General features: G+C 61.9%; 19 protein-coding genes and 1 tRNA gene. 12 read left to right on the top strand and 8 right to left on the bottom strand.

Annotated features, from left to right (window positions below; genetic code table 11):
- Positions 1–459 (bottom strand): SUF system Fe-S cluster assembly regulator, encoded by a 459-nt coding sequence (locus JNL55_RS05720; protein ID WP_293850528.1) that lies wholly within the window; start codon positions 457–459, stop codon positions 1–3.
- Positions 460–719: 260 nt separating this feature from the next.
- On the opposite strand from JNL55_RS05720, the gene JNL55_RS05715 reads away from it, so the two are divergent.
- The 7 genes from JNL55_RS05715 to JNL55_RS05685 all read left to right on the top strand — a co-directional run bounded on the left by JNL55_RS05715 (position 720) and on the right by JNL55_RS05685 (position 6,243).
- Entirely contained in the window at positions 720–1,739 is a 1,020-nt protein-coding gene (locus tag JNL55_RS05715; RefSeq protein WP_293850525.1) for a class I fructose-bisphosphate aldolase, read from the top strand.
- Between the two features lie 56 nt (positions 1,740–1,795).
- A complete protein-coding gene (locus tag JNL55_RS05710) occupies positions 1,796–2,647 on the top strand; it encodes an ABC transporter ATP-binding protein (RefSeq protein WP_293850522.1) in 852 nt (283 codons plus the stop codon).
- Positions 2,644–3,411: a lipid asymmetry maintenance ABC transporter permease subunit MlaE gene (gene mlaE, locus JNL55_RS05705; RefSeq protein ID WP_293850519.1), complete on the top strand. Its 768-nt coding sequence runs from the start codon at positions 2,644–2,646 to the stop codon at positions 3,409–3,411. The genes JNL55_RS05710 and mlaE overlap by 4 nt, the downstream gene beginning before the upstream one ends.
- A gap of 13 nt (positions 3,412–3,424) precedes the next feature.
- Complete coding sequence (mlaD, locus tag JNL55_RS05700; RefSeq protein WP_293850516.1) at positions 3,425–3,964, top strand: outer membrane lipid asymmetry maintenance protein MlaD; 540 nt, start codon at positions 3,425–3,427, stop codon at positions 3,962–3,964.
- Entirely contained in the window at positions 3,961–4,641 is a 681-nt protein-coding gene (locus JNL55_RS05695; protein WP_293850513.1) for a phospholipid-binding protein MlaC, read from the top strand. Before mlaD ends, JNL55_RS05695 begins: the two co-directional genes overlap by 4 nt.
- Positions 4,641–4,982, top strand: a complete 342-nt coding sequence (locus JNL55_RS05690; RefSeq protein ID WP_293850511.1) for a lipid asymmetry maintenance protein MlaB — start codon at positions 4,641–4,643, stop codon at positions 4,980–4,982. The genes JNL55_RS05695 and JNL55_RS05690 overlap by 1 nt, the downstream gene beginning before the upstream one ends.
- A 106-nt stretch (positions 4,983–5,088) precedes the next feature.
- Entirely contained in the window at positions 5,089–6,243 is a 1,155-nt protein-coding gene (locus JNL55_RS05685) for a pyridoxal phosphate-dependent aminotransferase (protein WP_293850508.1), read from the top strand.
- 51 nt (positions 6,244–6,294) lie between these two features.
- Here JNL55_RS05685 and JNL55_RS05680 read toward each other — a convergent pair whose 3' ends face one another.
- The 4 genes from JNL55_RS05680 to JNL55_RS05665 all read right to left on the bottom strand — a co-directional run bounded on the left by JNL55_RS05680 (position 6,295) and on the right by JNL55_RS05665 (position 9,533).
- A complete protein-coding gene (locus JNL55_RS05680) occupies positions 6,295–7,062 on the bottom strand; it encodes a VacJ family lipoprotein (protein ID WP_293850505.1) in 768 nt (255 codons plus the stop codon).
- Positions 7,063–7,180: 118 nt separating this feature from the next.
- The gene (locus tag JNL55_RS05675) at positions 7,181–8,692 is read right to left on the bottom strand and encodes a M48 family metalloprotease (RefSeq protein ID WP_293850502.1); all 1,512 of its coding nucleotides are present in this window, start codon (positions 8,690–8,692) and stop codon (positions 7,181–7,183) included.
- Between the two features lie 326 nt (positions 8,693–9,018).
- A complete protein-coding gene (locus JNL55_RS05670) occupies positions 9,019–9,315 on the bottom strand; it encodes a type II toxin-antitoxin system RelE/ParE family toxin (RefSeq protein ID WP_293850500.1) in 297 nt (98 codons plus the stop codon).
- Positions 9,312–9,533 carry an addiction module protein gene (locus tag JNL55_RS05665; protein WP_293850497.1) on the bottom strand — a complete coding sequence of 74 codons (222 nt, stop codon included), beginning with the start codon at positions 9,531–9,533 and terminating at the stop codon, positions 9,312–9,314. The genes JNL55_RS05670 and JNL55_RS05665 overlap by 4 nt, the downstream gene beginning before the upstream one ends.
- A gap of 138 nt (positions 9,534–9,671) precedes the next feature.
- Here JNL55_RS05665 and JNL55_RS05660 point away from each other — a divergent pair.
- From JNL55_RS05660 to paoC, 4 genes are all read left to right on the top strand, one after another.
- A tRNA-Ser gene (locus JNL55_RS05660) sits at positions 9,672–9,764 on the top strand.
- A 546-nt stretch (positions 9,765–10,310) separates the two neighbouring features.
- Positions 10,311–10,946: an aldehyde dehydrogenase iron-sulfur subunit PaoA gene (gene paoA / locus JNL55_RS05655; RefSeq protein WP_293850495.1), complete on the top strand. Its 636-nt coding sequence runs from the start codon at positions 10,311–10,313 to the stop codon at positions 10,944–10,946.
- Positions 10,943–11,896, top strand: coding sequence for an FAD binding domain-containing protein (locus JNL55_RS05650; protein WP_293850492.1), 954 nt, complete (start codon positions 10,943–10,945; stop codon positions 11,894–11,896). The genes paoA and JNL55_RS05650 overlap by 4 nt, the downstream gene beginning before the upstream one ends.
- 2 nt (positions 11,897–11,898) lie before the next feature.
- Positions 11,899–14,136, top strand: a complete 2,238-nt coding sequence (gene paoC / locus JNL55_RS05645) for an aldehyde oxidoreductase molybdenum-binding subunit PaoC (protein ID WP_293850490.1) — start codon at positions 11,899–11,901, stop codon at positions 14,134–14,136.
- 2 nt (positions 14,137–14,138) lie between these two features.
- On the opposite strand, the gene JNL55_RS05640 is transcribed toward paoC, so the two are convergent.
- Positions 14,139–15,032 (bottom strand): LysR family transcriptional regulator, encoded by an 894-nt coding sequence (locus JNL55_RS05640; protein WP_293850489.1) that lies wholly within the window; start codon positions 15,030–15,032, stop codon positions 14,139–14,141.
- A gap of 101 nt (positions 15,033–15,133) precedes the next feature.
- Between JNL55_RS05640 and JNL55_RS05635 the strand changes: the two genes are divergently transcribed.
- Complete coding sequence (locus tag JNL55_RS05635; RefSeq protein WP_293850487.1) at positions 15,134–16,303, top strand: carboxymuconolactone decarboxylase family protein; 1,170 nt, start codon at positions 15,134–15,136, stop codon at positions 16,301–16,303.
- 13 nt (positions 16,304–16,316) lie between these two features.
- Here JNL55_RS05635 and JNL55_RS05630 read toward each other — a convergent pair whose 3' ends face one another.
- Both JNL55_RS05630 and JNL55_RS05625 read right to left on the bottom strand, forming a co-directional pair.
- Positions 16,317–24,296: a beta strand repeat-containing protein gene (locus tag JNL55_RS05630; RefSeq protein WP_293850485.1), complete on the bottom strand. Its 7,980-nt coding sequence runs from the start codon at positions 24,294–24,296 to the stop codon at positions 16,317–16,319.
- An 18-nt stretch (positions 24,297–24,314) separates the two neighbouring features.
- A partial coding sequence (locus tag JNL55_RS05625; protein WP_293850482.1) for a ShlB/FhaC/HecB family hemolysin secretion/activation protein occupies positions 24,315–25,739 on the bottom strand: 1,425 nt, incomplete at its 5' end.

Genomic DNA, 25,739 nt, shown 5'->3' with positions numbered 1-25,739 from the left:
TTATTCGTGCGAGGCCCGCAGCCGGGTCAGCGGTACGGTGGTAGTGGTGACCCCACGAGGCGCGCCCGCCAGCTCGGCCAGCGAAATGTCAGTGAGAGCGCGACGAATCGCGGCGTTGACCTTCTGCCAGGTATGGCCGACCGCGCAATTCGACTCCAGCCCGCAGGTGCTGTGCGAGCCGCTGCATTCGGTGATGGCGAACGGACCTTCGAGCGCGTCCAGGATGCGGGCGGCGGTGATTTCACCGGCCGGCTGGGCCAGTTGATAACCGCCGTGGCTGCCGCGCGTCGAGCTGACCAAGCCGCTTCGTTGCAGCTTTTTCAGCAACTTGCTGACGGTGGGCAGGCCGATGTGGGTGGCCTCGGCGACTTCCGCCGCGGTCCACAAACGCTCCGGCTGCCCGGCCAGACGGGCCAGGATCACCGTGCCGTAATCGGTGAGCTTGCTGATGCGGAGCATGGGGGTTCAGGTATCTGGGGAGGAGGATATGGGACCATTCTAGTCCCAATGCAACCCCGCTCGCTACCCCAGGGGCCACCCCGGAACCTGGCGGCCCCTGCCATAGTCCAACGCTGTCGTTCCGCTACAACAGAGGTACCCGCAGTGAGGGGAGGCGATTTGCTATCCTACGCGCCCCAAAACTTGAGGCTTGCCGGCAGAGCGGACGCTATAGGGGCGTAGCCGCGCGCAAGCTCACCCCCTGAAAGGCGGAGGAAGATATGAATCGCAGTGAACTCGAGTCGATTGCGCGCGCAATGGTTGCCAAGGGCAAAGGCATCCTGGCGGCCGACGAATCCAGCGGCACCATCAAGAAGCGCTTTGACGGCATCCAGCTGGAATCGACCGAGGAAGCTCGTCGTACCTATCGCGAACTGTTGTTCACCACGCCGGATGCGGCCAAGTACATCAGCGGCGTGATCCTGTACGACGAAACTCTTCGCCAGAAGACCAAGGACGGCACGCCGTTCTCGCAGTACCTGACCAAGCTCGGCGTGATTCCGGGCATCAAGGTGGACGCCGGCGCCAAGCCGCTGGCCGGCTTCCCGAACGAAACCATCACCGAAGGCCTCGATGGCCTGCGTGAGCGTCTGGCCGAATATCACAAGCTGGGTGCTCGCTTCGCCAAGTGGCGCGGCGTGATCGACATCGCCAAGGACATTCCGACTCAATTCGCCATCGATGCGAATGCGCACGCGCTGGCTCGCTATGGCGCGCTCTGCCAGGAAGCCAACATCGTTCCGATCATCGAGCCGGAAGTGCTGATGGACGGCGATCATTCGATCGAGCGTTGCGAAGAAGTGACGAGCGCCGTGTTGCAGTCGGTGTTCGAGCAGCTGAATTCACACCGCGTTCATCTCGAAGGCATGATCCTGAAGCCCAACATGGTCATCTCGGGCAAGAAGAACACCTCGCGTGCCGGTCGCCAACAAGTTGCTGAAGCCACGGTGCGTACGCTGAAGCGTTATGTGCCGAGCGCCGTGCCGGGCATCGCGTTCCTGTCTGGCGGCCAGAGCGCCCAGGAAGCTTCCGAACATCTGAGCCTGATGAACAAGCTCGGCAACCTGCCTTGGGAACTCACCTTCTCTTACGGCCGCGCGCTGCAGGACGAAGCTCTGAAGGCTTGGGGCGGTAAGGCCGAGCAGTTCGTTGCCGGCCAGAAAGCATTCGCTCGTCGTGCCAAGTTGAATGGCGACGCGCGTAACGGCACCTACACTGCCGCCTCGGAGCAGGCCGCCTAAGGCGGGCCTAAGCAAGGGCGGAGATAATGCATCGCGTGTTCATATCGGGGTCATGAATGGTCTCTGCTGTTAGCACCGATGCCTCGTCCGCCCAATCTGCTGCTGCCACCGAACCTCTCATCGAGATTCGAGATGTCGAGTATTCGGTCGGCGGCCGCAGCATCTTCTCCGGTCTGAATCTGTCGATTCCGCGCGGTCGAATTACCGCGCTCATGGGACCTAGCGGTACTGGCAAAACCACGCTACTGCGGCTGATTACCGGCCAGATCAAGCCGACTCGCGGCACCATCACGTTCGACGGCATCGATGTGTCGTCGCTCAACACGCGAGGGCTGTACGCGCTGCGCTTACGCATGGGCATGCTGTTTCAGAACGGCGCACTGCTCACCGACATGAGCGTGTTCGAGAACGTTGCGTTCCCGCTGCGTGAACACACCGATCTGCCCGAAGCACTGATTCGTAACGTCGTGCTGACCAAATTGCAGGCCGTGGGCTTGCGAGGTGCTGCTCAGTTGATGCCATCGGAGTTGTCGGGTGGCATGAATCGCCGGGTGGCGCTGGCGCGGACCATGGCGACCGATCCCGAAGTGTTGATCTACGACGAGCCGTTCACGGGACTCGATCCGATTTCCATGGGCATGATCGTGCGTCTGGTGCGTCATATGAATGCCGCGCTCGGCATCACCAGCATCGTGGTGTCGCATGACGTGCACGAGCTTTCCGATCTGTCCGACACCAGCTATATCATCGCCGGCGGCAAGGTCGCTGCGGCCGGTAAGTTGAACGAATTGAAAGGCCACCAGTCCGAGATCGTCAACCAATTCTTGAACGGACTGCCCGACGGTCCGGTGCCCTTTCATTATCCGGCAGCTGACTACTACCAGCAGCTGCTCGGGACCGAAGCATGAAGTTACTGCGCGAGCTGACCGACAACGCGAGCGATTTTGCGGCGACCGTCGGCGGCGTCACTTTATTTCTCGGCCGCGTGCTGGGCCAAGTGCCGCGTGCGCTGTTGCGCCCGTCGCTGATCGTCGAGCAAGTCCACAACACCGGCGCGTTGTCGCTGGTCATCATCATGACTTGCGGACTGTTCGTCGGTGCCGTGCTCGGCTTGCAAGGCTATGACTTGCTGTTGCGCTTCGGTTCGGAAGACGCGCTCGGCACGGCCGCGGCGCTCGCGCTCATCAAAGAGCTGGGGCCGGTGGTGACAGCATTGCTGTTCGCCGGTCGCGCCGGTACCGCGCTTGCCTCCGAGTTGGGTTTGATGCGTGCCACCGATCAGCTCACCGCGATGGAAATGATGGCGGTCGATCCGATTCGCCGGGTGGTCGCGCCGCGCTTTCTGGGCGGTCTGATCGCGATGCCGTTGTTGACCATCATCTTCATCGCCATCGGCATTTTCGGTGTGCAGGTGGTGGGCGTGCAGCTGTTCGGCGTGGACTCGGCGTCGTTCTGGTCGCAAATGCGCTCGAGCGTCAGCCACAACGACATCGCCGAAGGCGTGCTCAAAGGCTGTGTCTTCGGCTTCGCATGCAGTTTGATCGCGGTGTACGAAGGCTACACCGCTACGCCGACCGCCGAAGGCGTCGGCCGGGCTACTACTCGTACCGTGGTGACTTCCGCGGTCCTGACTTTGATGCTGGATTACATGCTCACAGCCATCATGCTGTGATTGCGGAGCGAATATGCGGGCGACACGCACTGTAGAAATATCGACCGGATTGTTCGTGCTGCTGGGCTTCGCGGCACTGTTCTTCATGGTCACCCAGATCACCAACCGTGAACTCTCGGTCGATGGCGGGAGTTATGACGTGACGGCCCAGTTCGAGAACATCGGCAGCCTGAAGCCAGGCGCCGCGGTCTCGATGGCCGGCGTGACGGTGGGTCGCGTCGACTCCATCAGCTACGACCAGACGGTTTACAAAGCGGTGGTGAAGATGCGCATCGCCTCCGCTTTCGACCGCATTCCGAGTGACAGCGATGCGGCCATCATGACGTCGGGCTTGCTCGGCGGTCAGTACGTCGGCATCACGGCCGGCGGCTCGGAGGAGTTCTTGAAGAGCGGCGACCGCATCGAACTGGTGCAGGACGCCCTGGTGTTGGAGAACTTGATCAATCAACTGGTCGCCAACTTCATGAAGAAGGACGACTCATCGTCGAACTCGGGCGCTGCCAAGCAGGGCACCGAGGGCGGCGAGACCAAGACGGAGGAAGCGAAGCAATGAATCTCTTCGTGAGCAAGACTCGTAGAACCATCCTGACCACCGGCTTGTCGCTGGTCGCTGTCTTCGGGCTGTTCGCCGGCCCAGCCCACGCACAGTCGCAGGCCCAGGACAGCGCCAAGCTCGGCCCGCAGGAGCTGGTCTCCAAGGTCGCCAACGACACCTTGAAGGATCTCGACGCCAACCGCGCCGAGTACGCCAAGAACAAAAACAAAGTACGTGAGCTGGTCGACAAGAACATGCTGCCGTACTTCGACACCGCCTATGCCGCGCAGCTGGTGCTCGCCAAGCATTGGGCAACTGCTACGCCGGAACAGCGCAAGCGTTTCATCGATGCGTTCTACCAGTCGATGTTGCAGAACTATGGCGAGGCCTTGCTGGAGTTCACGCCGGATCGTTTGAAGATCCTGCCGTTCCAGGGCAAGCCGGAAGACAAGATCGCCACGGTGCGCACCGAGATCCGTCGCGATAACGGCAGCCGTGTGCCGGTGAACTATTCGTTGCGTCAGACCAGCAACGGCTGGCGCGCGTATGACGTGCAGATCGAAGGCGTGTCCTATGTGAAGTCGTTCCGTACCGACTTCGGCTCCGAGATCAACCAGAAGGGCCTGGAAGCTGTGATCCAACGCTTGGAGCAGCAGGTGGCGAGCGGCACGGTCAAGAAGCCGACCGCAGCTTGATGAACGCCCGACCCGCCACGACCCCTGGTCCGGCCAAACTTGAAGCGCTCGGCAACGGGCGCTTCAAGGTCTACGGCGCGCTGAATGCCGAGACCGTGACTGACCTGCTCAAGCGCAGCGAAGCCGAGTTCCGTGGCGCGGCTGCTCTCGACATCGATCTGGCCAATGTTCCTGAAGGCGATAGCGCGGGGCTGGCACTGCTGATCGAGTGGCTGCGGCTGGCTCAGCAGAACAAACAAACCATCCATTTCAACAACGTGCCGGCGCAGATCGCGGCGCTGGCTCGCATCAGCGAAGTTGAAAAGCTGCTGAACTGCAACGGCAACGGCGCCCAGCACTGATTAGCACTGAGCGACGTCGCTGTTCGCGACGTCGCACCTGAGTCGCATCGTCGACCCGGCAGGCCCATAATCGGCCGACCTTCCATCGCCTGCGGTCCGGATGCCCATGTCTGCTCCCTCGTTGTCCAAAGTCGATACGTTCAATGCCTTGGCGATCAGCCGGCTGGCCCACGATTTGAAAGGGCAGGGGCGTTCGGTCATTCACATGGAGTTCGGTCAGCCGTCTACCGGCGCGCCGCGCGGGGCCATCGAGCGGGCACATCGGGTGTTGGACGCCGATCCCATGGGTTACTGGGAGAGCACGGCGCTCAAAGTGCGGCTGGCGCGTCACTATCTCGACAGCTACGGCGTTACCGTCGAGCCCGAACAGTTCATTCTCACATGTGGCGCTTCACCGGCGCTCACGCTGATATTGAGCGCGACCTTCTGCGCCGGCGACCGGATCGCGTTGGCTCGGCCGGGCTATGTGGCTTATCGAAACACATTGCGCGCGTTGCATCTCACGCCCGTCGAGATTCCGTGCGGAGCTGAGTCGCGATTTCAGTTGACCGCCGCGAGTCTCGCGGCGCTCGATCCGGCGCCGCAGGGTGTGATCGTTGCGAGTCCGGCGAATCCTACTGGCACCATCATTGTTCCTTCGGAGTTGGAAGCCATCGCACGCGTCTGTCGCGAGCGGAACACCACCATCATCTCGGATGAGATTTATCACGGCTTGAGTTATGTCGGCCCGGCCCGCTCCATGTTGGAGTTCGAGCCCAATGCCCGGATCGTGAATAGCTTCTCCAAATATTTCAGCATGGTCGGCTGGCGGCTCGGCTGGCTGCTGGTGCCCAAGGAGCATCTGCCGCGCGCTCGTGCCTTCATGAGTAATTTGTTTCTTACTGCGCCGTCGCTGAGTCAGCACGCCGGTTTGGTCGCCCTGGACTGCCGCGAGGAACTCGAAGGTCACGTTGCTACTTACACGCGCAATCGTGAGTTGCTGTTGGAAGCGCTGCCCAAACTCGGCCTGACTCAAATCGCGCCGCCCGATGGCGCGTTTTATATCTACGCCAACATCGCTCACCTCACTGACAGCAGCCTGGACCTGTGCCAGTCCCTACTGCGCGACACCGGCGTCGCCACCGCCCCCGGCATCGACTTCGACCCCGTCGACGGTCATCACTACCTGCGCATGAGCTTCGCCGTCTCCACCGCCGAAGTCCAAGAAGCCATCGCTCGCATGACCCCTTGGTTCGCCGCTCGCCAGAGCAACGCCGAATAAAAAAAATCCCGGCAGAGTGCCGGGATTTCTTGTGCTCGAGACGCGGGTTGCTCACAGCTTCGGTGTCTGAGGCACTTCCGGTTCGGCTTCCTCGGGCTCTTCGCCGATCACGTCTTCCAGAGTTTCTGGCGGCGGATTGCCGTCGAAGATGTTGAATTCGCGTTGCTGGACCCAGGCGTCGCGGATGAAAACGTACGGGTCGTAAGTGCGCTTGAGGGTTTCATCCAGCGGCAGCAGCTCGGCGCGCGAGTGAACGACGTTGATCACGCGTTCGGACCACTCGGCTTCCCAAGGCAGATCGGTGTACTGCAACGGATTGGTGAACCAATCGAACGCGCGAGACGGAGCGTCGCGCATGGAGGAAGGGCCGAGCAGCGGCAGGTTCAAGAACGGGCCCGAGGGCACGCCCCAAACGGCCATGGTCTGGCCAAAATCTTCGTCGTTCTTTTCCAGCCCGAGCGGCGTGGCCACATCGAAAATGCCGGCGATGCCCAGCGTGCTGTTGAGCAGGAAACGGCCGGTGTCCTTCAGACCCAGCACCACCTTACCCTGCAAAAACTGATTGATGAACGTGCCTGGATACTCCAGGTTGCTGAGTACATTACCGACACCGGTGCGAATGAATTGCGGCGTGACCTTGCGGTAGCCCTTGGCCACCGGCTTCAACGCGGCTCGATCGAGCGTGTCGTTGAATTTGTAGACACCGCGATTGAAGCCTTCGTAGCGCTCGGTGTTGGTGGTCCGTCCTGGTGCACTGGCGCACCCGACCAGGGCGAGCGTGGCGAGCAACAGGGGTGCGGCGCGCATTAACGTGAACATGCGTCGTGAATCCTTCAGCAACTTAAAAGAGGCGGTAGACGGCGCGAACGGGTGCAATCAATCCCTGGGGCGCCATCCCTTGCCGGACAGAGCACGCCCGGCGGGCGCGCCGATTGTATCAATTCGCGCGGCGACGGCTGTCGCCATTGCTCGCTTCGATGGTGCGACGGGCGCTGCGTTTGGGCAATGCTTGCTGAATTTCGTCCAGGCGGGCTTCGAAGCGCGCGCGCTGCACTTCGGAGATTTTCGGCACGGCCAGGGCCAGCTGCAGCTGACTCACTGCCAGCAACAGGTCGCCGCTCAGGATGTGGTACTCCGACATGTAGTAGTACGAGTCGGCCACATCGCCCGCGGCATTGGCGGCCTGCGCGGTGAGCTTGGCCTGCTCGGGTGTCGGCGGCACGGTGTTGAACAGGTCGAGCAGGATTTCGTGCGCCTGCTTGGAGTCGCCCTTTTGCATCAATGTTTCGGCGTAACGAATCGTGACCGCGACGTTGCGGGGGAACAGCTCGCGTGCGTGCTTCAATGTTTGCAGTGACGCGGCGCCATCGCCGGCCTGCAGCTGCGCCTGACCGAGCGCGGTGTGGTACTGAAGAATGGTCGGATCGGCGGCCTGCAACCGCTCGAAAATCGGCACGGCCTTGTCGGGCTGGCCGGCCATCATCAGCGCCAACGCTTTGCCATAGACCTGGGCCGAGGTCGCGTCGGGTTCGTTGTTGATCGTCGCTGCGTAGTACGCGCGTGGATCTTCGCCCGCAGGCGTCGAGAGCACGCGCAGGCGTTCGCGAGTGATTGCGTAGCTCGCACTCTGAGGCTCCGGTTTCACATCCAGCTGCGCGGCCCGTTCTTTCGTCTCGGCGATACGATTGCCGCTGACCGGGTGAGTGCGAAGCATCTCGGGAATGTTCAATTCGCTGCTGCCGGCGAGTCGACTCATGGTCTCGAAGAACGCGGGCATGCCGTTGGGATCGAAGCCCGAGCGGGCCAATAGACCGAGACCGACGCGATCCGCTTCCGCTTCGTTGGAGCGCGTGAAGCTGATCTGTTGCTGGATGGCGAGACTCTGCGCCGCTGCGACGCCGGCCATCGCCGCATCGCCGCCACCGGCTGCTGCGCCAACCAAGATCGCTGCCAGCATGGCCGCGGTGGAGACCAGGCTCGAGCGGCTTTGAGCCGCGATACTGCGAGCGATGTGCCGCTGAGTCACATGCGAGATTTCGTGGGCCAGCACGCCGGCCAATTCGCTTTCGTTCCGGGTCTTCAACAACAGCCCGCTGTTCACGCCGATGAAGCCGCCCGGCAACGCGAAGGCGTTGATGCTGTTGTCCCGAACCATGAAGTAGTTGAAGCGCTGCGTGCCGTCGTGCGCCTGACTGGAGAGCTTGTAGCCCAGCGAGCGGATGTACTCGGTGACTTCCGGATCCTCCAGGATCTGATCCTGGTCGCGCAGCCCGCGCACGATCATGCGGCCGATCTGGTACTCGTCCTCCAGGGTCAGCATGGCCTGGGCCGGACTGCCGATATCGGGCAAATCGTCCGGATCGGCATGGCTCACTCCCCCCACCAGGACCAGGGAGGCCAGTGTGGCGCTCAACAGCGCCTTGAACAGCGGGAAGGAGGGGATTTTCACAGGAAGCAGTGTGGTGCCGGCCGGCAAGGCTGTAAAGCGTCACAACTTCGACCTTAACCGTGGCTGTACGTTCATCGCCGACAAAAAAGTCGCTGTAGGTCAAGGGGTTGGCGGGGCGCCTTAGGCGGCGCCGGTCGCTTTCAGCGCTGCCATCGGCGCTGTGATGGGCGGCTTTGGCCGCGGACCAGGGTGGGGTTGTTCTGGCTCGCACGGGGCGGATATTCGCCGCTCGGCGGGTTGGTGGATTCTCTGTCGGCGGGCGGCGTCACCGGCGTCGGTTTGAACCGACCTGCGGCGCAGGCCATGCACGCGCGGGTGGCGGGTCTTTACGGCTTGGCGCGCGAACGCCAGTAATTAGGCTCTCGGTGCAGATGCGCGATGGCAATGACGATCGTTTCGTCCCGCGCTGGCTCGTAAATCACGCCGTACGGAAAGCGTTCCATCTGGCAACGTCGAATCGTCCCACCAAGGCGGTGCCAAGCGAGCGGGAACTTCTGGATACGCTGAATGGTGCTCCAAACCTCATCCCGAAACTCATCCCCCAGGCGGACTCGCTGGGTGTTGTAGTAGTGGACTGCCGAATGCAGTTCTTGGCGGGCCGGGATGAGGAACCGGATCTTCAAATCCGTTTGCCCAACTCCGAGAAGACTTCCGCGGCATCGACAGCCGCGAGTTCTCCTGCGCGGTAAGCGTTCAAGCGATCCTCGGCTTCCTTGAGCCACTGCGCGTCGAGGCTGGCGTCCGGCTTGTCCAGACTCAGAATCAGGTTCTCGACCAGCGCCGCACGCTCATTTGCCGGCAGTTGCAGCGCCTCGGCTAACAGGGACTTGGTCGATGGCATGCGATTTTCTCCAGGATTGGGCGGAATTTAGCAGTCGGGAACGGCGAAATCTAACCGCGCAGCCAGGAATTGAGGCCCTTTACCCACAGACCCCTTTCTAGCCGAGTTGGACTCCATTAGAATGCGCGGCCCCGCACCGGAGAGGTACCGAAGCGGTCACAACGGCACCGATTCGAAATCGGTTGAGGGCATTACGTCCCTACGAGGGTTCGAATCCCTCCCTCTCCGCCACTTTCCGCCGAACCCGTCTCGCTCAAACCGGAGTGAGCCTCGGCGGAGCGTCATTCCGCCATCCTGTCCACCATCGCGCAGTTCAAGAAGCTGCGTAAACGTCGCGAGCCTCCGAACGATCTGCGTGAATCAGCATAGAGGGAGGCATTGCCGCTCTACTGTCACGGGGCTCTTCGATGCGGATGAGAGCGCATGAGTAAGTTGAATTTCTAGGCGCAGTGACATTGAGGCGCGTGCGACGGCTCAGTCCGTCTGAAGCACTGCCACTCCGATCCGTGGGTAGAGGTCAGGCACAAAACCCACCGCATACCGGCGATCACCCCGCCGTAATTCATTAGTCCTCCTAATAGCCGCATTCGAACGGCCCCGGCTAATCCTCGGTGGTTTGAGGGCGTAGTGTGCTGGACAGCCGCCATAGCTAATGGATCAGCCGCTCTTTAGATCTCCTTGCAATGAGAGCGTGGGGCATCTCCGTGCAACCATTTCCCCGGTCGCGCGGTTAAACACCATCCGCCGTGACAACCACGGCGATCCTCGGAGAAAGATATGCACGACCCCCGCGACCTGGAAATTACACGGCGCGACGTCTTGAAGGTCGGCGCTGTCTCGGCTGCGGCAGCGGCAGTTCCGCAGGTGGCGAAGGGACAAAACGCGGTCCCACCGTCTCCGGTTCTTACAAAAGTGTCGCTCAATGTGAATGGTAAGCCGCGCGAGATGACGCTCGACACGCGCACGACGCTGCTCGACGCCTTGCGTGAGCATTTGCACCTCACGGGAACCAAGAAAGGTTGCGACCAAGGTCAGTGCGGCGCCTGTACCGTCATCGTCGACGGCCGCCGTATCAACTCGTGCCTGACGCTGGCGGTCATGCATGGAGGCGACAGCATCACCACCATCGAAGGGCTGGGCACGCCTGGCCACCTGCATCCGATGCAGGCGGCGTTCGTGAAGCATGATGGTTATCAATGCGGGTATTGCACGCCCGGGCAGATCTGCTCGGCAGTCGCAGTGCTAAGTGAGATCAAAGCGGGCGTGCCCAGTCACGTGAGCGCCGACCTCGCCGTTTCACCGCAAGTTACGGCTGTCGAGCTGCGAGAACGGATGAGCGGCAACATCTGTCGTTGCGCGGCCTATTCAAACATCGTCGATGCCATTAGCGAAGTCGCTCGGAGCAACGCATGAGGCCTTTCACTTATGAGCGTGCGCGTACTCCTGCAGAGGCTGCGGCCGCGGCGGCTAGAAAGACCGGCGCGAGGTTTATCGCGGGCGGTACCAACTTGCTCGATCTAATGAAGCTGGACATCGAAGCGCCGACACACCTGATCGATGTCAATGATCTCGAATTGAACAAGATCGAGCCCACCTCGGAAGGTGGACTGCGGATCGGTGCGTTGGTTCGCAATACGGATCTCGCGGCTGACCAGCGAGTCCGTCGCGACTACCCGCTACTGTCGCGTGCCCTGCTCGCAGGAGCGTCGGGTCAGTTGCGAAACAAAGCGACGACGGCCGGCAATTTACTGCAGCGAACGCGCTGCCCTTATTTCTACGATACGAATCAACCGTGCAACAAGCGCCAGCCTGGGAGCGGCTGCGGCGCCATCGGTGGCTACAGTCGGCAACATGCGATCGTCGGCGTGAGCGACAAATGCATTGCCACCCATCCTAGTGACATGGCCATCGCCATGCGTGCGCTCGATGCCACGGTTGAAACCGTGCAGCCGAATGGAAAAACGCGTCGTATCCCGATGTCGGAGTTCCATCGCCTGCCCGGTGACACGCCTCAGGTGGAGACCAATCTGCAAGCAGGCGAGTTGATCACTGCTGTCAGTCTGCCCAAACCGCTTGGCGGCACGCAGCTCTATCACAAGGTGCGTGATCGGTCCTCGTATGCTTTTGCGTTGGTTTCGATAGGTGTCGTCGTGCAACGAGACGGCACGGGTCGGGTGGCAGTGGGCGGCATCGCTCACAAGCCCTGGCGCGTCGAGTCGGCCGAGGCCGAGATGCCTCGAGGCGCGAAGGCGGTCACTGCAAAGCTGCTGGCAGGCGCGCAACCGACCGACGAGAACGCTTTCAAACTCACGCTCGTCGAGCGAACGTTGGATGCGGTACTGGCGCAGGCGAAGGGAGCATAACCATGAAGTTCGATTCGCCTGCAGGCACGAATCCCATCGATCAGCTGAAGGTGGTCGGCAAACCGGTAGATCGCATCGATGGGCCGCTCAAGACTACTGGCACCGCGCGGTACGCCTACGAGCGCCAGGATGCCGCGCCCAATGCGGCCTATGGATATGTGATCGGCTCCGCGATCGCGAAGGGTCGCATCGCTTCAATCGACGTGCTCGCTGCGAAGGCGGCGCCCGGCGTGTTGGCGATCGTTACACCCAACAACATTTGGCCGCTCAAAAAATCACCCAGAAACACCGCGAAGCTGTTGGCCGGACCGGAGATCGATCATTATCACCAAGCGATAGCACTCGTCGTCGCCGAGACGTTCGAGCAGGCGCGCGCCGCCGCGCAGCTCGTTCGGATCGAATATGTTTCCAGCCAGGGAAGATTCGATCTCGCGGCGGCTAAAGAGGGTGCGATCAAGCCGGAAAAGCTGACGGCAGGGCCGCCGGACACCGCGGTAGGAGATTTCGCTGGCGCATTCGCCGGAGCACCCGTCAAGCTCGATGCCACCTACACCACGCCCGACCAGGCTCACGCGATGATGGAGCCGCATGCGTCCACTGCCGCATGGAACGGTGACAAGCTGACGCTCTGGACGTCACATCAGATGATCGATTGGTGTGCGACTGATCTAGCTCAGACTCTGGACGTGCCGAAACAGAACGTACGCATCATCTCGCCATACATTGGTGGCGGATTTGGCGGGAAGTTGTTTGTGCGGGCCGAGGCGCTGCTCGCTGCGCTAGGTGCGCGCATGGCAGCTCGGCCCGTCAAGGTCGCGTTACAACGAGCGCTGATGTTCAATAACACTCCGCATCGACCCGCCACTATTCAACGCATTCGGATCGGTGCCACTCGCGACGGCAAGATCACTGCGATCGGCCACGAAAGCTGGTCCGGCGATCAACCGCAAGGCAAGCCGGATGGAGCTGTTCATCAGACGCGCTTGCTGTACGCCGGCGCACATCGCATGACAGCGACGCGTCTTGCCGCGCTCGACCTGCCGGAGGCCAATGCGATGCGTGCTCCTGGCGAAGCCACCGGGCTCATGGCGCTCGAAATTGCAATCGATGAAATGGCTGAAAAGCTCGGGCTCGACCCCATCGAGTTTCGGATTAGAAACGACACGCAGGTGGTGCCCGATCAAGGCCAGAGCACGCAGCAGCAGGCGCGTCCATTTTCGCAGCGCTCGCTAGTGCAATGTCTGCAACAAGGTGCCGAACGTTTCGGATGGAGCAAGCGTAACGCGCGCCCGGGCACTGTTCGGGAAGGGCGCTGGCTGATTGGCACGGGTGTCGCGGCAGCTATTCGAGGAAATCAGGTGACGAAATCCGCTGCGCGCGTGCGGCTTGATCGTCACGGTGTCATCACGGTCGAAACGGATATGACTGACATCGGGACCGGTAGCTATACCATCATTGCGCAGACTGCTGCGGAGACGATGGGCGTGTCGCTGGAGAAAGTGGACGTGCGCCTCGGGGATTCGAGTTTCCCGGTGTCGGCTGGCTCGGGCGGACAATGGGGCGGCAACTGTTCAACGTCCGGGGTCTATGCGGCGTGCATGAAGTTGCGTGAGGCGGTGGCGCAAAGGCTGGGCTTCAACACGACCGATGCCGTGTTCGCCGATGGTGAGATCCGTTCCGGCGGTCGATCGACACCGATCGCCTCGGCAGCCCGCGAACAGGAACTGGTTGCTGAAGATGTCATCGAGTTCGGTGAACTCAGCAAGAAGGCGCAGCAGTCTACTTTTGGTGCTCACTTTGTCGAAGTGGCGGTCGATGCGGCGACCGCGGAAATCAGAGTCCGGCGCATGCTTTCGGTATGCGCTGCGGGACGCATCCTGAATCCCAAGACCGCTCGCAGTCAGGTCATCGGCGCCATGACCATGGGCGTCGGCGCAGCGCTGATGGAAGAGCTCGTCGTGGATAAACGTCACGGTTTCTTCGTGAACCATGACCTCGCGATGTATGAGGTGCCGGTGCACGCCGACATTCCACACCAAGAAGTGATCTTCCTCGACGAAACCGATCCGATGTCTTCACCAATGAAGGCCAAGGGCGTTGCCGAGCTCGGAATCTGTGGAGTCGCGGCGGCCGTCGCGAACGCTGTCTACAATGCAACTGGTGTGCGGGTTCGCGACTATCCGATCACGTTGGACAAGATCATCGCCCGACTGCCTCCATTGGTGGTCAGTCAGGCGTAGCGTCAGCCGCGAAAGCGCAGCGCCTCTACCAGTAAAGCAAACGCCGGCGAGGAGTGCCTGCGGCTGGGATAGTAAAGGTGATAACCGGAGAATGGCGGGCACCAGTCTTCCAGGACGCGGATCAGTCGTTTGTTTGCAATGTGCGGCTGTGCCTGATCTTCGGGCAGGTAAGCCAGTCCCAATCCCTGCAAGACTGACGCCAGTCGCAGCCCCATATTGTTGAACACCAATTGACCTTCGACCCGAACATTGACCTCGCGGCCGTTCTTCTCCAGATCCCATGGAAACAGGCCGCCATACGTCGGCAGGCGAATGTTGATGCAATTGTGGCTGGCCAGATCTTGCGGCGTCTTGGGCTGAGGGTGTCGCTTGAAATACGCTGGAGCGCCGACCACGGCCATCCGAAGATCCGGGCCGATGCGGACGGCGACCATATCTTTCGCGACTTGCTCGCCGAGCCGCACGCCTGCGTCGAAACCCTCTGCGACGATGTCGGTGAGCCCGTAGTCGACCACGATTTCGATATTGACTTCGGGATAAGCAGGAAGGATTTTGCGTAACGCCGGCTGCAGAGCCGACATGGCCGCATGTTCGCCGGCGGTAATCCGAATGGTGCCCGCTGGTTTCTCGCGTAGTTCGCTCAGCGATGCGAGCGCCGATTGTATTTCGTCGAAGCGGGTCGCAACGGTTTTCAACAACCGCTCACCGGCCTCGGTCGGTGCGACGCTACGTGTCGTTCGAGTGAGTAGGCGCAATCCCAGCCGCGCTTCCAGATTGCGAATCGTCTGACTCAGCGCCGACTGTGAAATGCCAATTTGTGCCGCGGCCTTGGTAAAGCTGCGCGCCTTGGCGACTGCGGCGAAGGCTGCCAGGTCGTTGAAATTCTCGAGCGGCATTGATTAGTCCAGCTAATGGCGCCATGCCGATTAGAGCATCTAATCGTTGACTGAGTCGAGGGCTATAGTCGGTGTCATGACCGCGAGAACCTGCCACACAAATGAAGATCACGACCGCTGTCGCGCTCTCGGCACTTGCTGTTAGCGCGCCGATTGAGGCACAGGAGCGTCCTTCTGTAGCTCCTAAGAATATGCAGGCGATCGCACCTGCGCTCGCCGACTACACGGACAACGTGCTGTTTGGCGATGTTTGGGTGCGGCCCGAGTTATCGCCGCGCGACCGCAGCTTGGTCACGGTGTCTGCCCTCATCGCCACTGGCAAGACGCCACAGCTGGCGGGACATTTGAACCGTGCACTCGTCAATGGGCTGCAGGCAACTGAGATTGCGGGAGTCGTTACGCATTTGGCCTTCTACACAGGATGGCCAAACGCCGTATCTGCTTTGAACGTAATCGAGGAAGTGTTCAGGGAACGCAAGATCGATGTGGCGGCGCTTCGGAAGACGAAGAGCACGCAAACGCCTGCTGCCGAGCCGGGGCCACTTCATAGTCGGGAGATCGCGTCCGTCGCGCCGAAGCTCGCACAAGTGACTGATGTGGTCGTGTTCGATGATCTATGGCGCCGATCTGATCTCAGCCCACGCGATCGAAGCCTGGTCACGATTGCCGCGCTCGCGGCCAATGGGGACACAGATCAACTTGCACTCTATGTGCGTCATGGAATCGAGAATGGGCTTACCCGCGTCCAGATCGGCGAGGCGCTCACGCATCTAGCTTTTTATGCAGGGTTGCCTCGGGCTACTGCGGCGGCCGCTGTCGTAGGCGCGGCGATGGAGGTCGAGACAACGGCCAGCAAGGCGACAGACCCTACTCGACTGATCGTCGTCGAGCCCGGGATGCAAAAGCGTACCGCGCCCGCAAGTAACTTTTCAGGCTCGGTAACTGTGGAATCGCCGTTTAAAGGCTCAGGTGTTTCGCGTCTGGGTGGTGCAACCGTCACCTTTCAGCCAGGGGCACGTACCCATTGGCACATTCATCCGCGCGGCCAACTCCTCATCGTTACGAAGGGTGAGGGTTGGGTGCAAGGCGAGGGTGAGCCGGTGCGCGTCGTCAAAGCAGGTGACGTTGTCTGGACTGCGCCGGGAGTGAAGCATTGGCATGGCGCCACGACGACCAGCATGATGGCGCATGTTGCCGTCTCGGAGTCGCTTGAAGGTGAGGTCGTCGAGTGGCTCGAGCCTGTGACCTCCGACCAGTATCACGCGCAGTGAGGCTGGACATCTCTCACTCCCCGCCATCCCCAGCCGACTGATCCGAGCAGAAGCCTTTCTGCGATGCCTGTTGGCGTTCTTCGAGCGAGCCGGTGCGAGCGGCGGCTTCGGCGACGCCGTTGGGCAGGTGCATGCCTTGGTTGACGTTCTGTAGTTTGTGAGCGAGTTGTTCGGTCGAGATGCAACCGGAGCCGCCCAGGCGATTGGCGCTGTCGGTTTCATACGCGGCGGTTTGTTCGGCTTCGGCAGTCGAATCGGTGGGGCCGGCGGTGGGATTGGTGTTGAGGCCGACGTTGGTGGCAATGCCGGTGGTGCTGGGAATGGTTTGCGGATTCAACCCGGTGGGCGAGCCGGTCGCATCGCCGACGGTGCCGCCGTTGACGACGACGATGCCGGGCGACGTCGTGGACGAGGTGTCGTTGGTGTGCGTGGCAGTGGACGACGTGTTCGTGATGTTCACTGATACGCCTTGACTCGAACCGCCGGCGGTGGTCGACGTGCTCGGTGCGCTGACGCTCACCGGATTGTTGGCTTGACCGACGGTGCCGGTGGAGGAGTTGAGACCGACAGAGCCAGTTGCGGTGATGTTCGGGCCGCTGCCTGAAGTCCCGCCGGTGTTGCCATTGGTGATGGAGCCGCCGCTGCTGATGGTCACATTGCCGCCGGAGATCGTGCCGACGACGATGCCGCCGCCGGTAGATACATTGACGTTGCCGCCGCCACCGCTGGTGGACAAATTCACTGAGCCTTGCAGTTGTCCGCCGCCGCTCAGAGAGATGCCGCTGCCGTCGCCGCTCTGGCCTGCGGTTACGCTGATGCCGCCGCCGACGTTCACGGGTGAAGAGCTCGACACCGAGCTGCCAGAAGTAATCGTGAGTTTGCCGGACACCTGGGTCGGCCCCACCGTCACCGCGGTGGTGTTCGCTAGCGTGGCATCGCCGCCGCTGGTGAGTGTTACGGTGCCGCCGATGGTGTTGTTGGAATTACCGAGCAAGATGCCGCCGGTGCCCGCGCTTGCAGACAGACCGTTGCCCACATTCAGTGCGACACTCTGCGTGATCGCATTGCCGGCGTTCACCGCCAATAGTCCGGAAACATTGGTGGTGCCGAGGTTGATGGAGTTGATGTCGCGTACCGTGGCATTGCCGCTGGTGGCGATGCCGATGGTCGCGAAGTCGTTGGCATCGTCCAGTGTCACATCGGCGCCTGCGTTGATGCTCGTGGTGCCGCCGACCACGATGGGGCCCGAGTCGCCGAGGGTGCTGCCGATAGTGACAGTGAGCCCGCCGGTGATCGTGGACGGACCGAGTGTCAACGAGTTGGTATCGGTGATTGTCGCGTTCGCGGCGCTTGCGATGCTGAGGATGTTGAAGTCGTTGCCGGCCGTGGACAGATTCACATCGGCGCCGCCAGCGGAGATGGTAGCGACTCCGCCTACCTGCAGTGGTGCGGTGCTCGAAACGCCGGGTGCATTCACATTCAGATTGCCGGTCAACGCCAATGCCGGCAGCACCAATGCCGTCGTGTCGGTGATCGCGACATTCGCGAGACTGGGGCCGTTGATGGCTACGGTGCCGGCGAGTCGGTTGGCACCGTTGTTGAGCGCAACCGAGGCGCCGGTTCTATTCGCTGTGATGTTCGTGTTGCCCGTGATGTTCAGGGCCGCGCTGTTGCTGACGTCGCCCGTCGCAGTCGTCACCGTGAGATTGCCATTCGTGGCAATCGCACCGAGGTCGAGCGAATTCGCGGCGTTCAACGTGACATGATTGGCGCTGCCGACATTGATTGCTGCTCCGAAGCTGTTGCTGGGAGCGTCGAGCACGATGTCGTTCGCTGCGCCGACCGATAGCGTCGTCACGCCGCCGATGTTGAGCGCGGCCGAGTCGGAGAGCGCGCCGTTGGTCGTTACATTCAAGTTGCCGGCGATCGTGGCGGCGCCGAGATCGAGGGCATTCACATCGTTGAGCACGACGTTGTTGCCGCCACCGACGCTGACCGTTGCGAAATCGTTGCCGGCGTCGAGCGTGATATTGCCGCTGCCGGCGTTCAGCGTAGTGCTGCCGCCGACGACGATTGCGCCGCTGTCCGTCACCGGTCCGTTGGCGACGATCGCGAGTGTGCCGGCGATCGTAGAGGCGCCCAGGTCCAGCGCGTTCGCGCCGCTCAGTGCCACGTTGCCAACGCTTTGCACGCCGATGCTGCCGGCGAAGTTGTTGGCGACGTTATCGAGAGTGATATTGCCGCCAGCGCCGATCTGAGTGGCCCCGTTGATGGCGAGCGCACCGGTTTGAGTCACGGCACCGCCTGTCGTAACACTTAGATTGCCGCCGATGGCGGACGTGCCGAGATTCAACGCATTGGTGTCGACGAGCGTAGTGCTGCCGCCCGTGATGCTCACCGCGCCGACGAAATCGTTACCGCTCTGATCCAGTGCGATCGTGTTACCGATGCCGGCATTGAGTGTCGTCGTGCCACCGACTGAGAGCGTGCCGGAGTCCGTAATCGCGCCGCGCGTCGTCACGTTCAAGGTGCCGCCAAGTGTGCTCGCAGCCAGGTCGAGCGCGTTGGTGTCGACGATCGTGGCGTTGAGTGCGGTGATTGCAACCGGACCGACGAAATCGTTGGTCGCGCTGTCGAGCGTGATCGTGCCGCCGGCACCGGCACTGAGCGTTGCCGGACCGGTGACATTGATCGTGCCGGAATCGGTCAGTGCGCCGTTCGTTGTGAGTGCCAGCGTGCCGCTGATGGAAGCGGCGCCGAGATCGAGTGCGTTGCTATCGTTCACCGTGACGTTGTTGGCGCTGTTGATGACGAGCGTCGCCAGATCGTTGCCGACGGCATCGAGCACGATGTTGTTGCCGGTGCCGGCGGCGAGTGTCGTCGTGCCTCCAACCACGACATTGCCACTGTCGGTAATGCCCGCCGCGTTGACACTAAGATTGCCGCTCAATGTCAGCGCGCCGAGATCAAGCGCGGTGGTGTCGGCGACGCTCACGTTCGCCAGGCCGCCGCTGCCGTTGAAACTGACCAGGCCCGCCAACACGTTCGCTGGGTTGTCGATCGTGATCGACGCGCCGGCTTGATTGGCGGACAGCGCCGCATTGCCGGCGATGTTGAGCGCGCCGCTGCTGATGAGGTTGCCAAGATTCACGGTCGCGGTGAGTCCGCCAGCGGTTGTGATGTTACCGAGCGAGAGTGAATTGGCATCGACGAGCGTGACGTTGTTGGCACTCGTGACGGAAACGGCGCCGGTGAAGTCGTTGCCTGTGTTGTTCAGAGTGACGTCGTTGCCGACACCGGCTGTCACGGTCGTCGGACCACCGACCACGATCGCGCCGGCATTGGTAATGGCGCCATTCGCGGCCACGGTGAGGCCGGCAGCGACATTCGAAGTGCCCAGTGCGAGCGCGTTAACGTCCGTGACGGCAGCATCGACGCCGGCATTCAGGTTCACAGCCCCGACGAAGTCGTTGGCGGCATTCGTCAGTGCGATGGCGCCGGTGTTGGCGGTGACGTTGCTGGTGCCGTTCACCGTGAGCGCGCCGCTCTGAGTGACGCCGGCGACACCAGTCAAAGCGAGATTGCCGGAGATCGTCGACGCGCCCAGATTCAGCGCCGTGTTGTCGACCAGTGAGACGTTGTTGGCTGCGGCAACGATCACCGGGCCGATGAAGTCATTGGTCGCTGCAGTCAAGGTGATGTTGTTGCCGGCGCCGACGTTGAACGTAGCAGCGCCGTTGACGGTGACCGGTGCAGTCTGGGTGAGCGCGCCATTGGTGTTGAGTTGCAACGCGCCGCCGATGGTTGAAGCGCCGAGTACCAGTGCGTTGGTATCGGTGAGCGATACGTTGCCAGAGCCATTGGCTGCGACACTGCCGACGAAATTATTCGCTGCGTTGTTCAGCGTGATCGTGGCACCGGCGCCGGTGGCTGCCAGCGAGGTGTTGCCGTTGACCTGCAACGCGCCTGTCTGGGTGAGATTGCCGCTGGTGACGTTGGTGCTGAAGTTGCCGGCTGTCGTGATCGGTCCCAGCGTGAGTGCGTTACCCGTGACGAGCGTGACGTTGTTCGCTCCGCCGACGGACACCGCGCCGGTAAAGCTGTTGTTGGTGGTATCCAGCGCAATGTCATTGACGCCTGCATTCAACGATGTGGTGCCGGCAACGGTGATGGTGCCAACGTCAGTCAACGCGCCCTGTGTGCTGACTGCGAGACTGCCGCCGATGGTGGAGTTAGCCAAGGCCAGACTGTTGGCATCAGTGATGCTGGCATTGGTGCTGCTGCTCAGTGCGACGTTGCCAATGAAGTCGTTGGCCGCGTTGGTGAGCGCGATTGCACCGCTGCCAGCGGCGACCGCGGTATTGCCTGAGACCGTGAGCGCACCGCTTTGTGTGACTGCGCCTGCGGTGGCAAGCGTGAGATCGCCGGCGACGGTGGCTGTCCCCAGTGCTAGAGCATTCGCGTCGCTCAATGAAACGTTGCTACCGCCGTTGATCGACACGGTCGCAAAGTCATTCGCGACATTGGTCAACGTGATGTTGTTGCCAACGCCGGCGTTGAGCGTCGTAGTGCCAGCGACGGTAAGTGCGCCGAGCTGCGAGATGACGCCGTTGGTGGTGAGTGTGAGTGCGCCGCTGATGCCTGAAGTATTCAGCGTGAGGGCATTGGTATCCTGCAGCGATACGTTGCTGCCGGTGAGCGACACTCCGCCCACGAAGTCGTTGCTGGCATTGGTGAGCGTGATGGCGTTCGCACCGGCATTGAACGCGCTGGTGCCGTTGACGACCAGAACGCCGCTTTGAGTCAACGCGCCCGTGCTACTAATGGCCAGGTTGCCGATCAGCGAGGCGGCGCCAAGATCCAGGGCGCCGGTGTTGTTGATCGTGAGATTGCCGCCCACGGCCGTTGGCAGTACACGAGCGAGCTGCGTAGTGAGGGACGCATTACCGGTCACGTTGAGATTCAACGTACCCGTTGCGCCGCCGATTCTCACATCGGTGCCGGCGCCGCCGGTGACGGTCGTGCCACCTAGCGTCAGCGTGGAGTTGTTCGGCAGGATCAAACCGCCGGCGCCAAAGGTGGTCGCGCCGCCGCGTAGTGCAAGGCCGAAACTCTCCGCCGATAGATCCAACGCACCAAGCGAGCCGATCGTGGTCGTGCCGGTTCCGCTGGCTGCGCCAATCGTTACCGTGCCAGTGGAGCTGAGGCTTTGTAGCTCGGCGGCGGTGAGATTGAGCGCGCCGGCTGCATCGTTGAGGCCGATGGTTTGGGTCGGCGAATTCGGTTGCAGCGTGATGCTGCCGCCACCGATGGTGCCACCGTTCAATGCCATGGTGTCGGCGGTCAGCGTCAGCGCGCCGGTGCCGCTGATGCCATGTGTTGCATTGACGGCCAAGTTGCCGCCCGAGGTCAGCGCGAGGTTACGAGTGCCGAACGCGACCGCTTCAGCGGTGCCGACAGTGATGCCGCCGGTGTTGGTGCCGGCGCCGATGGTGATCAAACCGCTGCTCGTCAAATTGCCGAGCTCGGCGCTCGAGATACCGAAGGTGTGAGTGGTATCGCCGATGCCGATGGTTGCAGCCGCTGTCGACGGTGTGAGCGTAACTGCAGCGCTGCCGGCGTTGATGGTGCCAGTGAGATTGATATCGGCGGCCGTGATGCTGACGGGGCCGGCCGCGACCGATGCGCTGGCATTGTTGTGCGTATACACGCCGGTGCCATTTGCATCGCTGTCCGCGTTGACGGTATACGCGCCGGTTGTTGAGAGCTGTGCCGTCGCGCCAGACAACGTTACACCGTTGGCAGCGCTCAGATTGAGCGCGCCGCTGCCTGAAGTGAGGCCGGCACCGATAGTCACAGCGCTCGAAGCTCCACCCGCTGTGAGCGAGACGGCACCACCGGCCGCGGCGGAAATGGCTTCGCTGGTTGTGATCGAACCGTTGCTGGTGGTCAGGCCGATGGCGCCACCGCCCGTGGTCGAAATGCCCGTCAGGCCGCCAACAGTTGCGCCACCAATCGTGAGATTGCCAGTCGGTGCGGTGAAGAACGCGCCGCCGGATTGAGCGGATGCTTCCACGTGCGAGGCTGCGACTCGCAGTGGCGCGCTGGAGGTGCCGATTGCTCCGCCACCCGCTGCGCCGTTGACTGTGAAGACCGCCGAGTTCGCCGTTATCGTGTCACTCGCTGACGCACGCAGAATGCTGCTGCCTGCGGTTTGGCCACTGTGCGTGATGTGAACGTTGCCGCTGCCCGCATTCAAGTTGGCCAGCGTGATGTTGCCCGATGTGCCGACCCCAGCGCCGGTGCCGACGTTGATGGAAATATCGCCGTTGCTCGCGGTGGTATTGATCGTCGTGCCCGCGGCCATCGTGAACGCGGCAGCACCGACGTCGCGAGCAGTATTGCTGGCGAGACTACTGTTGATGGTCGCAGTGAAAGGGCCGCGCACTAGTACATCGGCGTTGAGCGCGATGCTGCGGCCAGCTTCCAGCGTCAGGCCGTTGTTACTGAGTAGCGAGAGCGCATTGAGCGCCGTGGTCAACGTGATGTCGTTGTTCGCTTGGAGCGTGATGCCGCTCAAGGTGAGTTGGGCCAGCAGATCGAGCACGCCGAGCGTGACGCTGCCGACCAGGTTTTCCAGAAAGCTATCGTTGTTGAGCAGAGTGTCGAGACTGAGCGTGCCGATCGTGATGTTCTTCGGATCGAGTAGCAGAGTGCCGTTGGCGCCCTGCGACGCACGCAGGTCGGCCAATCCGGCGTAAAGCAGGTTGTCCTTGCCGGAAACTTCTGCGTCACCGCCGTCGCCGCCACTGGCGCCGCCACGAGCGCTGATCGAACCTTCGAAGCGCGTGGCGGCATCAGCCCAGACCACCACATCGCCGCCGTTGCCGCTGCTCAATGCATCGGCGTTCAACTGTGCGTCCGGGCCAACATACACGCGACTTGCATTGGGCTCGGGGCCCGCGCCCTGGAAGCTGCCGCCGACATTGATGGTGCCGCCGCCTCGGTCGCCTGAAACATTCAACTCGGCGGCGTCGAACAAGCCGATGCGATGGCCGAAGACGCCGATCGATCCGCCGGTCGCGCCCGCTGTGGTGCCGGACGCATCGAGCGTGCCGCTCACGGCAACCGTGCCGTGTTCGCCACCTTCGAGCCGGATCACACCGTTGCGTTCGGTGAGCGAGGTGGCCTCGATGATGCCGGTGTTGTTGACGACGGTGCCGGCCAAGTCGTTAGCGGCGGAGGCGCTCATATACACGCTGCCGCCGGCGGCTTGAATCAAGTGATGATTCGCCGCTTGCGCATCGACTGCGCCTCGATCCACCGCGAGTCTGAGCAATGAGTCGCCGTTGAAATCCAGCGTGACGCGTTCGCCGGCCGCGAGCCCCACCGTGCCGAGACGCGCCGTGATGATGCCTTCATTCGCAACTTGCCGACCGAGTAGCGCGATGTAGCCACCATCGTTCGCTCGCAATGTGCCCAGATTGGCAACGTCACCGGCCGTGCCGTTGGATTCGAACACGTAGCGGCCGGCCAGAAAATCTTCGTTGCTAATGTTGAGCGTGGATGCGACCAAGCCGCCGACGTCGACATGAGCGTCGCGACCGAACAGCACGCCGCTGGGATTGACCAGAAACACCCTGCCGTTGGCGTTGAGCGTGCCCATGATCTGGGACGCGTCGCTGGCGAGCACGCGATTCAGAGCGACTGCGCTGCTCGAGGGTTGCGCGAAGGTGACGCTGGCGTTCTGGCCGATATTGAAGCGGTCCCATTCGATGACGACCCGATCGCTGGCCTGGTCGATGCGCAAATTGGAACTCGACGGCGTCGTCATGCTGGCTGCACCGCTGACGACGATGCCGTTCTCCGGCAATGCGCCGGGATCGATGGTCTGCGCGTGCGACTGGCCGCTCAGTGCGAGCAGACAGCCAGCGAAGTACAAATATCCTGGAACGTCAGGACGCGTGGCGCCAAACAGTCGGAGTGCTCGCATTGGATCGGTTCCTGCGTCTCAACGAAACCACTTCATGGCTTGCAGCCAGAAGTGGCCGTCACGGGAGGTGTTGTCGCTGTCGCGACCCAGAATGTCGCGGCCGGGATTGCTGCTCAGTTGCCAGCCGTAGCTGGTGCGGACTACGAAGTTGTCGAGTGAGCTGTAGTTGGCGCCGAGGCCGGCGCCATACAGCACGTATTCGTTACGCAGATGCGGGTTGCCGCCTTGCCAGCCGCTCCAGGTGCTCTCGTGCAAGCGGATGCGGCCGGCGTCGAAGAAGGCCAGCAATTGCAGATTGGAAGGGCCCCATTGCAAGGAGCGGTCCCAGTGCAGCTCGAGGTTGCCGAGCAAGCCGCGATCGCCGGCAGCTTCGCCCTGGGGCCAGGCACGAATACCGAATGGGCCGCCGAGCACGAACTGCTCGCCGGAGTTGAGATTGCGCGATGAGAACTGACCGCTCAACGCCACGCGTACTGAGAACAGTCCATCCAGATCCTGCAGCCGCGCGACGTTGAAGTTCACCTTGGTGAAATTGCCGTGCGTATGGGTCGTCAGCGAGTCGACGAACTGGTCCGGCGAACCGTCCAGCTTCTGGGCGCCATGAAACACCGTCACGCCGAACTCGTTCAGGCCGGCGCCGCCGAAGTCGTCGCGTTTTTCGCCGGAGAGGCCCGCCAGCCAGACGTTGCCTTTCTTGTCGCTGGCGCGTTCGTCGTTGATGTCGCTGCGATACCACTTCTGGTCGTAGCCGACGCTGCCGTAGAGACTGAAGGTGCGCGTGCGCACGAACGGATGTAATACGTAGGCGCTGGCGACGCGTGCATCGCCATTCGCATGCAGATATCTGAAGTCCTTGCCGATCTCGTAGTCGACATAGGTATATGCCAGGCCGATGCGCGTACCCCGAGCGTCGACCGGCACGGTGTACGAGAGTCGCCCGAAGCGCATGTCACCCGTGTTTGTCGTCAGCCCTCGCAACGACAGCACGTCGCCCCAACCGGCGGGATTGTTGAAGTTGATGGTGCCGCCGACGCGAATCTCGCCGGTATAACGGCTGCCGTAGGAATCGGCGTCGACGCTGCCGTCGAACAGCGAGCGGCCTTCGGCTTCTACGACCAGATCCGAGGTGCCTACTGAGGCGCCGGGCTGCAGCGTCGAGCGTACGTCGAGCGCTGGCAGATCATTGAGCAGCAGCAGGCCGCGCTCGACGTTCTCATCGCGCACCACGTCGCCCACAGCAACGGTTTGTTTGACGTATTTCTCGGCATGTCGCTGATCGATGCGGGTTCGACGGCCGTCGACGTTGACCACCACATTGCCGATGCGTCCTTCGAGCACGGAAATTTCCACGACACCATCGCGAATTTCCTGTGCCGGTAGGTAGGCTCGTGCCACCAGATAGCCGGCGTCGCGATAATGATTGGTGATTTCGGCGGCGGCGCG

The organism is Steroidobacter sp., from assembly GCF_016790065.1.
Taxonomy (GTDB): domain Bacteria; phylum Pseudomonadota; class Gammaproteobacteria; order Steroidobacterales; family Steroidobacteraceae; genus Steroidobacter.
This window is presented reverse-complemented; position numbering and strand designations above follow the sequence as displayed.

Coding starts and splice junctions, on each gene's coding strand:
- JNL55_RS05710 (WP_293850522.1), top strand. CDS start 1,796: ATGGTCTCTGCTGTTAGCACCGATGCCTCGTCCGCCCAATCTGCTGCT.
- paoC (WP_293850490.1), top strand. CDS start 11,899: ATGAAGTTCGATTCGCCTGCAGGCACGAATCCCATCGATCAGCTGAAG.
- mlaE (WP_293850519.1), top strand. CDS start 2,644: ATGAAGTTACTGCGCGAGCTGACCGACAACGCGAGCGATTTTGCGGCG.
- JNL55_RS05640 (WP_293850489.1), bottom strand. CDS start 15,032: ATGCCGCTCGAGAATTTCAACGACCTGGCAGCCTTCGCCGCAGTCGCC.
- JNL55_RS05715 (WP_293850525.1), top strand. CDS start 720: ATGAATCGCAGTGAACTCGAGTCGATTGCGCGCGCAATGGTTGCCAAG.
- paoA (WP_293850495.1), top strand. CDS start 10,311: ATGCACGACCCCCGCGACCTGGAAATTACACGGCGCGACGTCTTGAAG.
- JNL55_RS05720 (WP_293850528.1), bottom strand. CDS start 459: ATGCTCCGCATCAGCAAGCTCACCGATTACGGCACGGTGATCCTGGCC.
- JNL55_RS05690 (WP_293850511.1), top strand. CDS start 4,641: ATGAACGCCCGACCCGCCACGACCCCTGGTCCGGCCAAACTTGAAGCG.
- JNL55_RS05695 (WP_293850513.1), top strand. CDS start 3,961: ATGAATCTCTTCGTGAGCAAGACTCGTAGAACCATCCTGACCACCGGC.
- JNL55_RS05685 (WP_293850508.1), top strand. CDS start 5,089: ATGTCTGCTCCCTCGTTGTCCAAAGTCGATACGTTCAATGCCTTGGCG.
- JNL55_RS05650 (WP_293850492.1), top strand. CDS start 10,943: ATGAGGCCTTTCACTTATGAGCGTGCGCGTACTCCTGCAGAGGCTGCG.
- JNL55_RS05680 (WP_293850505.1), bottom strand. CDS start 7,062: ATGTTCACGTTAATGCGCGCCGCACCCCTGTTGCTCGCCACGCTCGCC.
- JNL55_RS05635 (WP_293850487.1), top strand. CDS start 15,134: ATGAAGATCACGACCGCTGTCGCGCTCTCGGCACTTGCTGTTAGCGCG.
- JNL55_RS05630 (WP_293850485.1), bottom strand. CDS start 24,296: ATGCGAGCACTCCGACTGTTTGGCGCCACGCGTCCTGACGTTCCAGGA.
- mlaD (WP_293850516.1), top strand. CDS start 3,425: ATGCGGGCGACACGCACTGTAGAAATATCGACCGGATTGTTCGTGCTG.
- JNL55_RS05665 (WP_293850497.1), bottom strand. CDS start 9,533: ATGCCATCGACCAAGTCCCTGTTAGCCGAGGCGCTGCAACTGCCGGCA.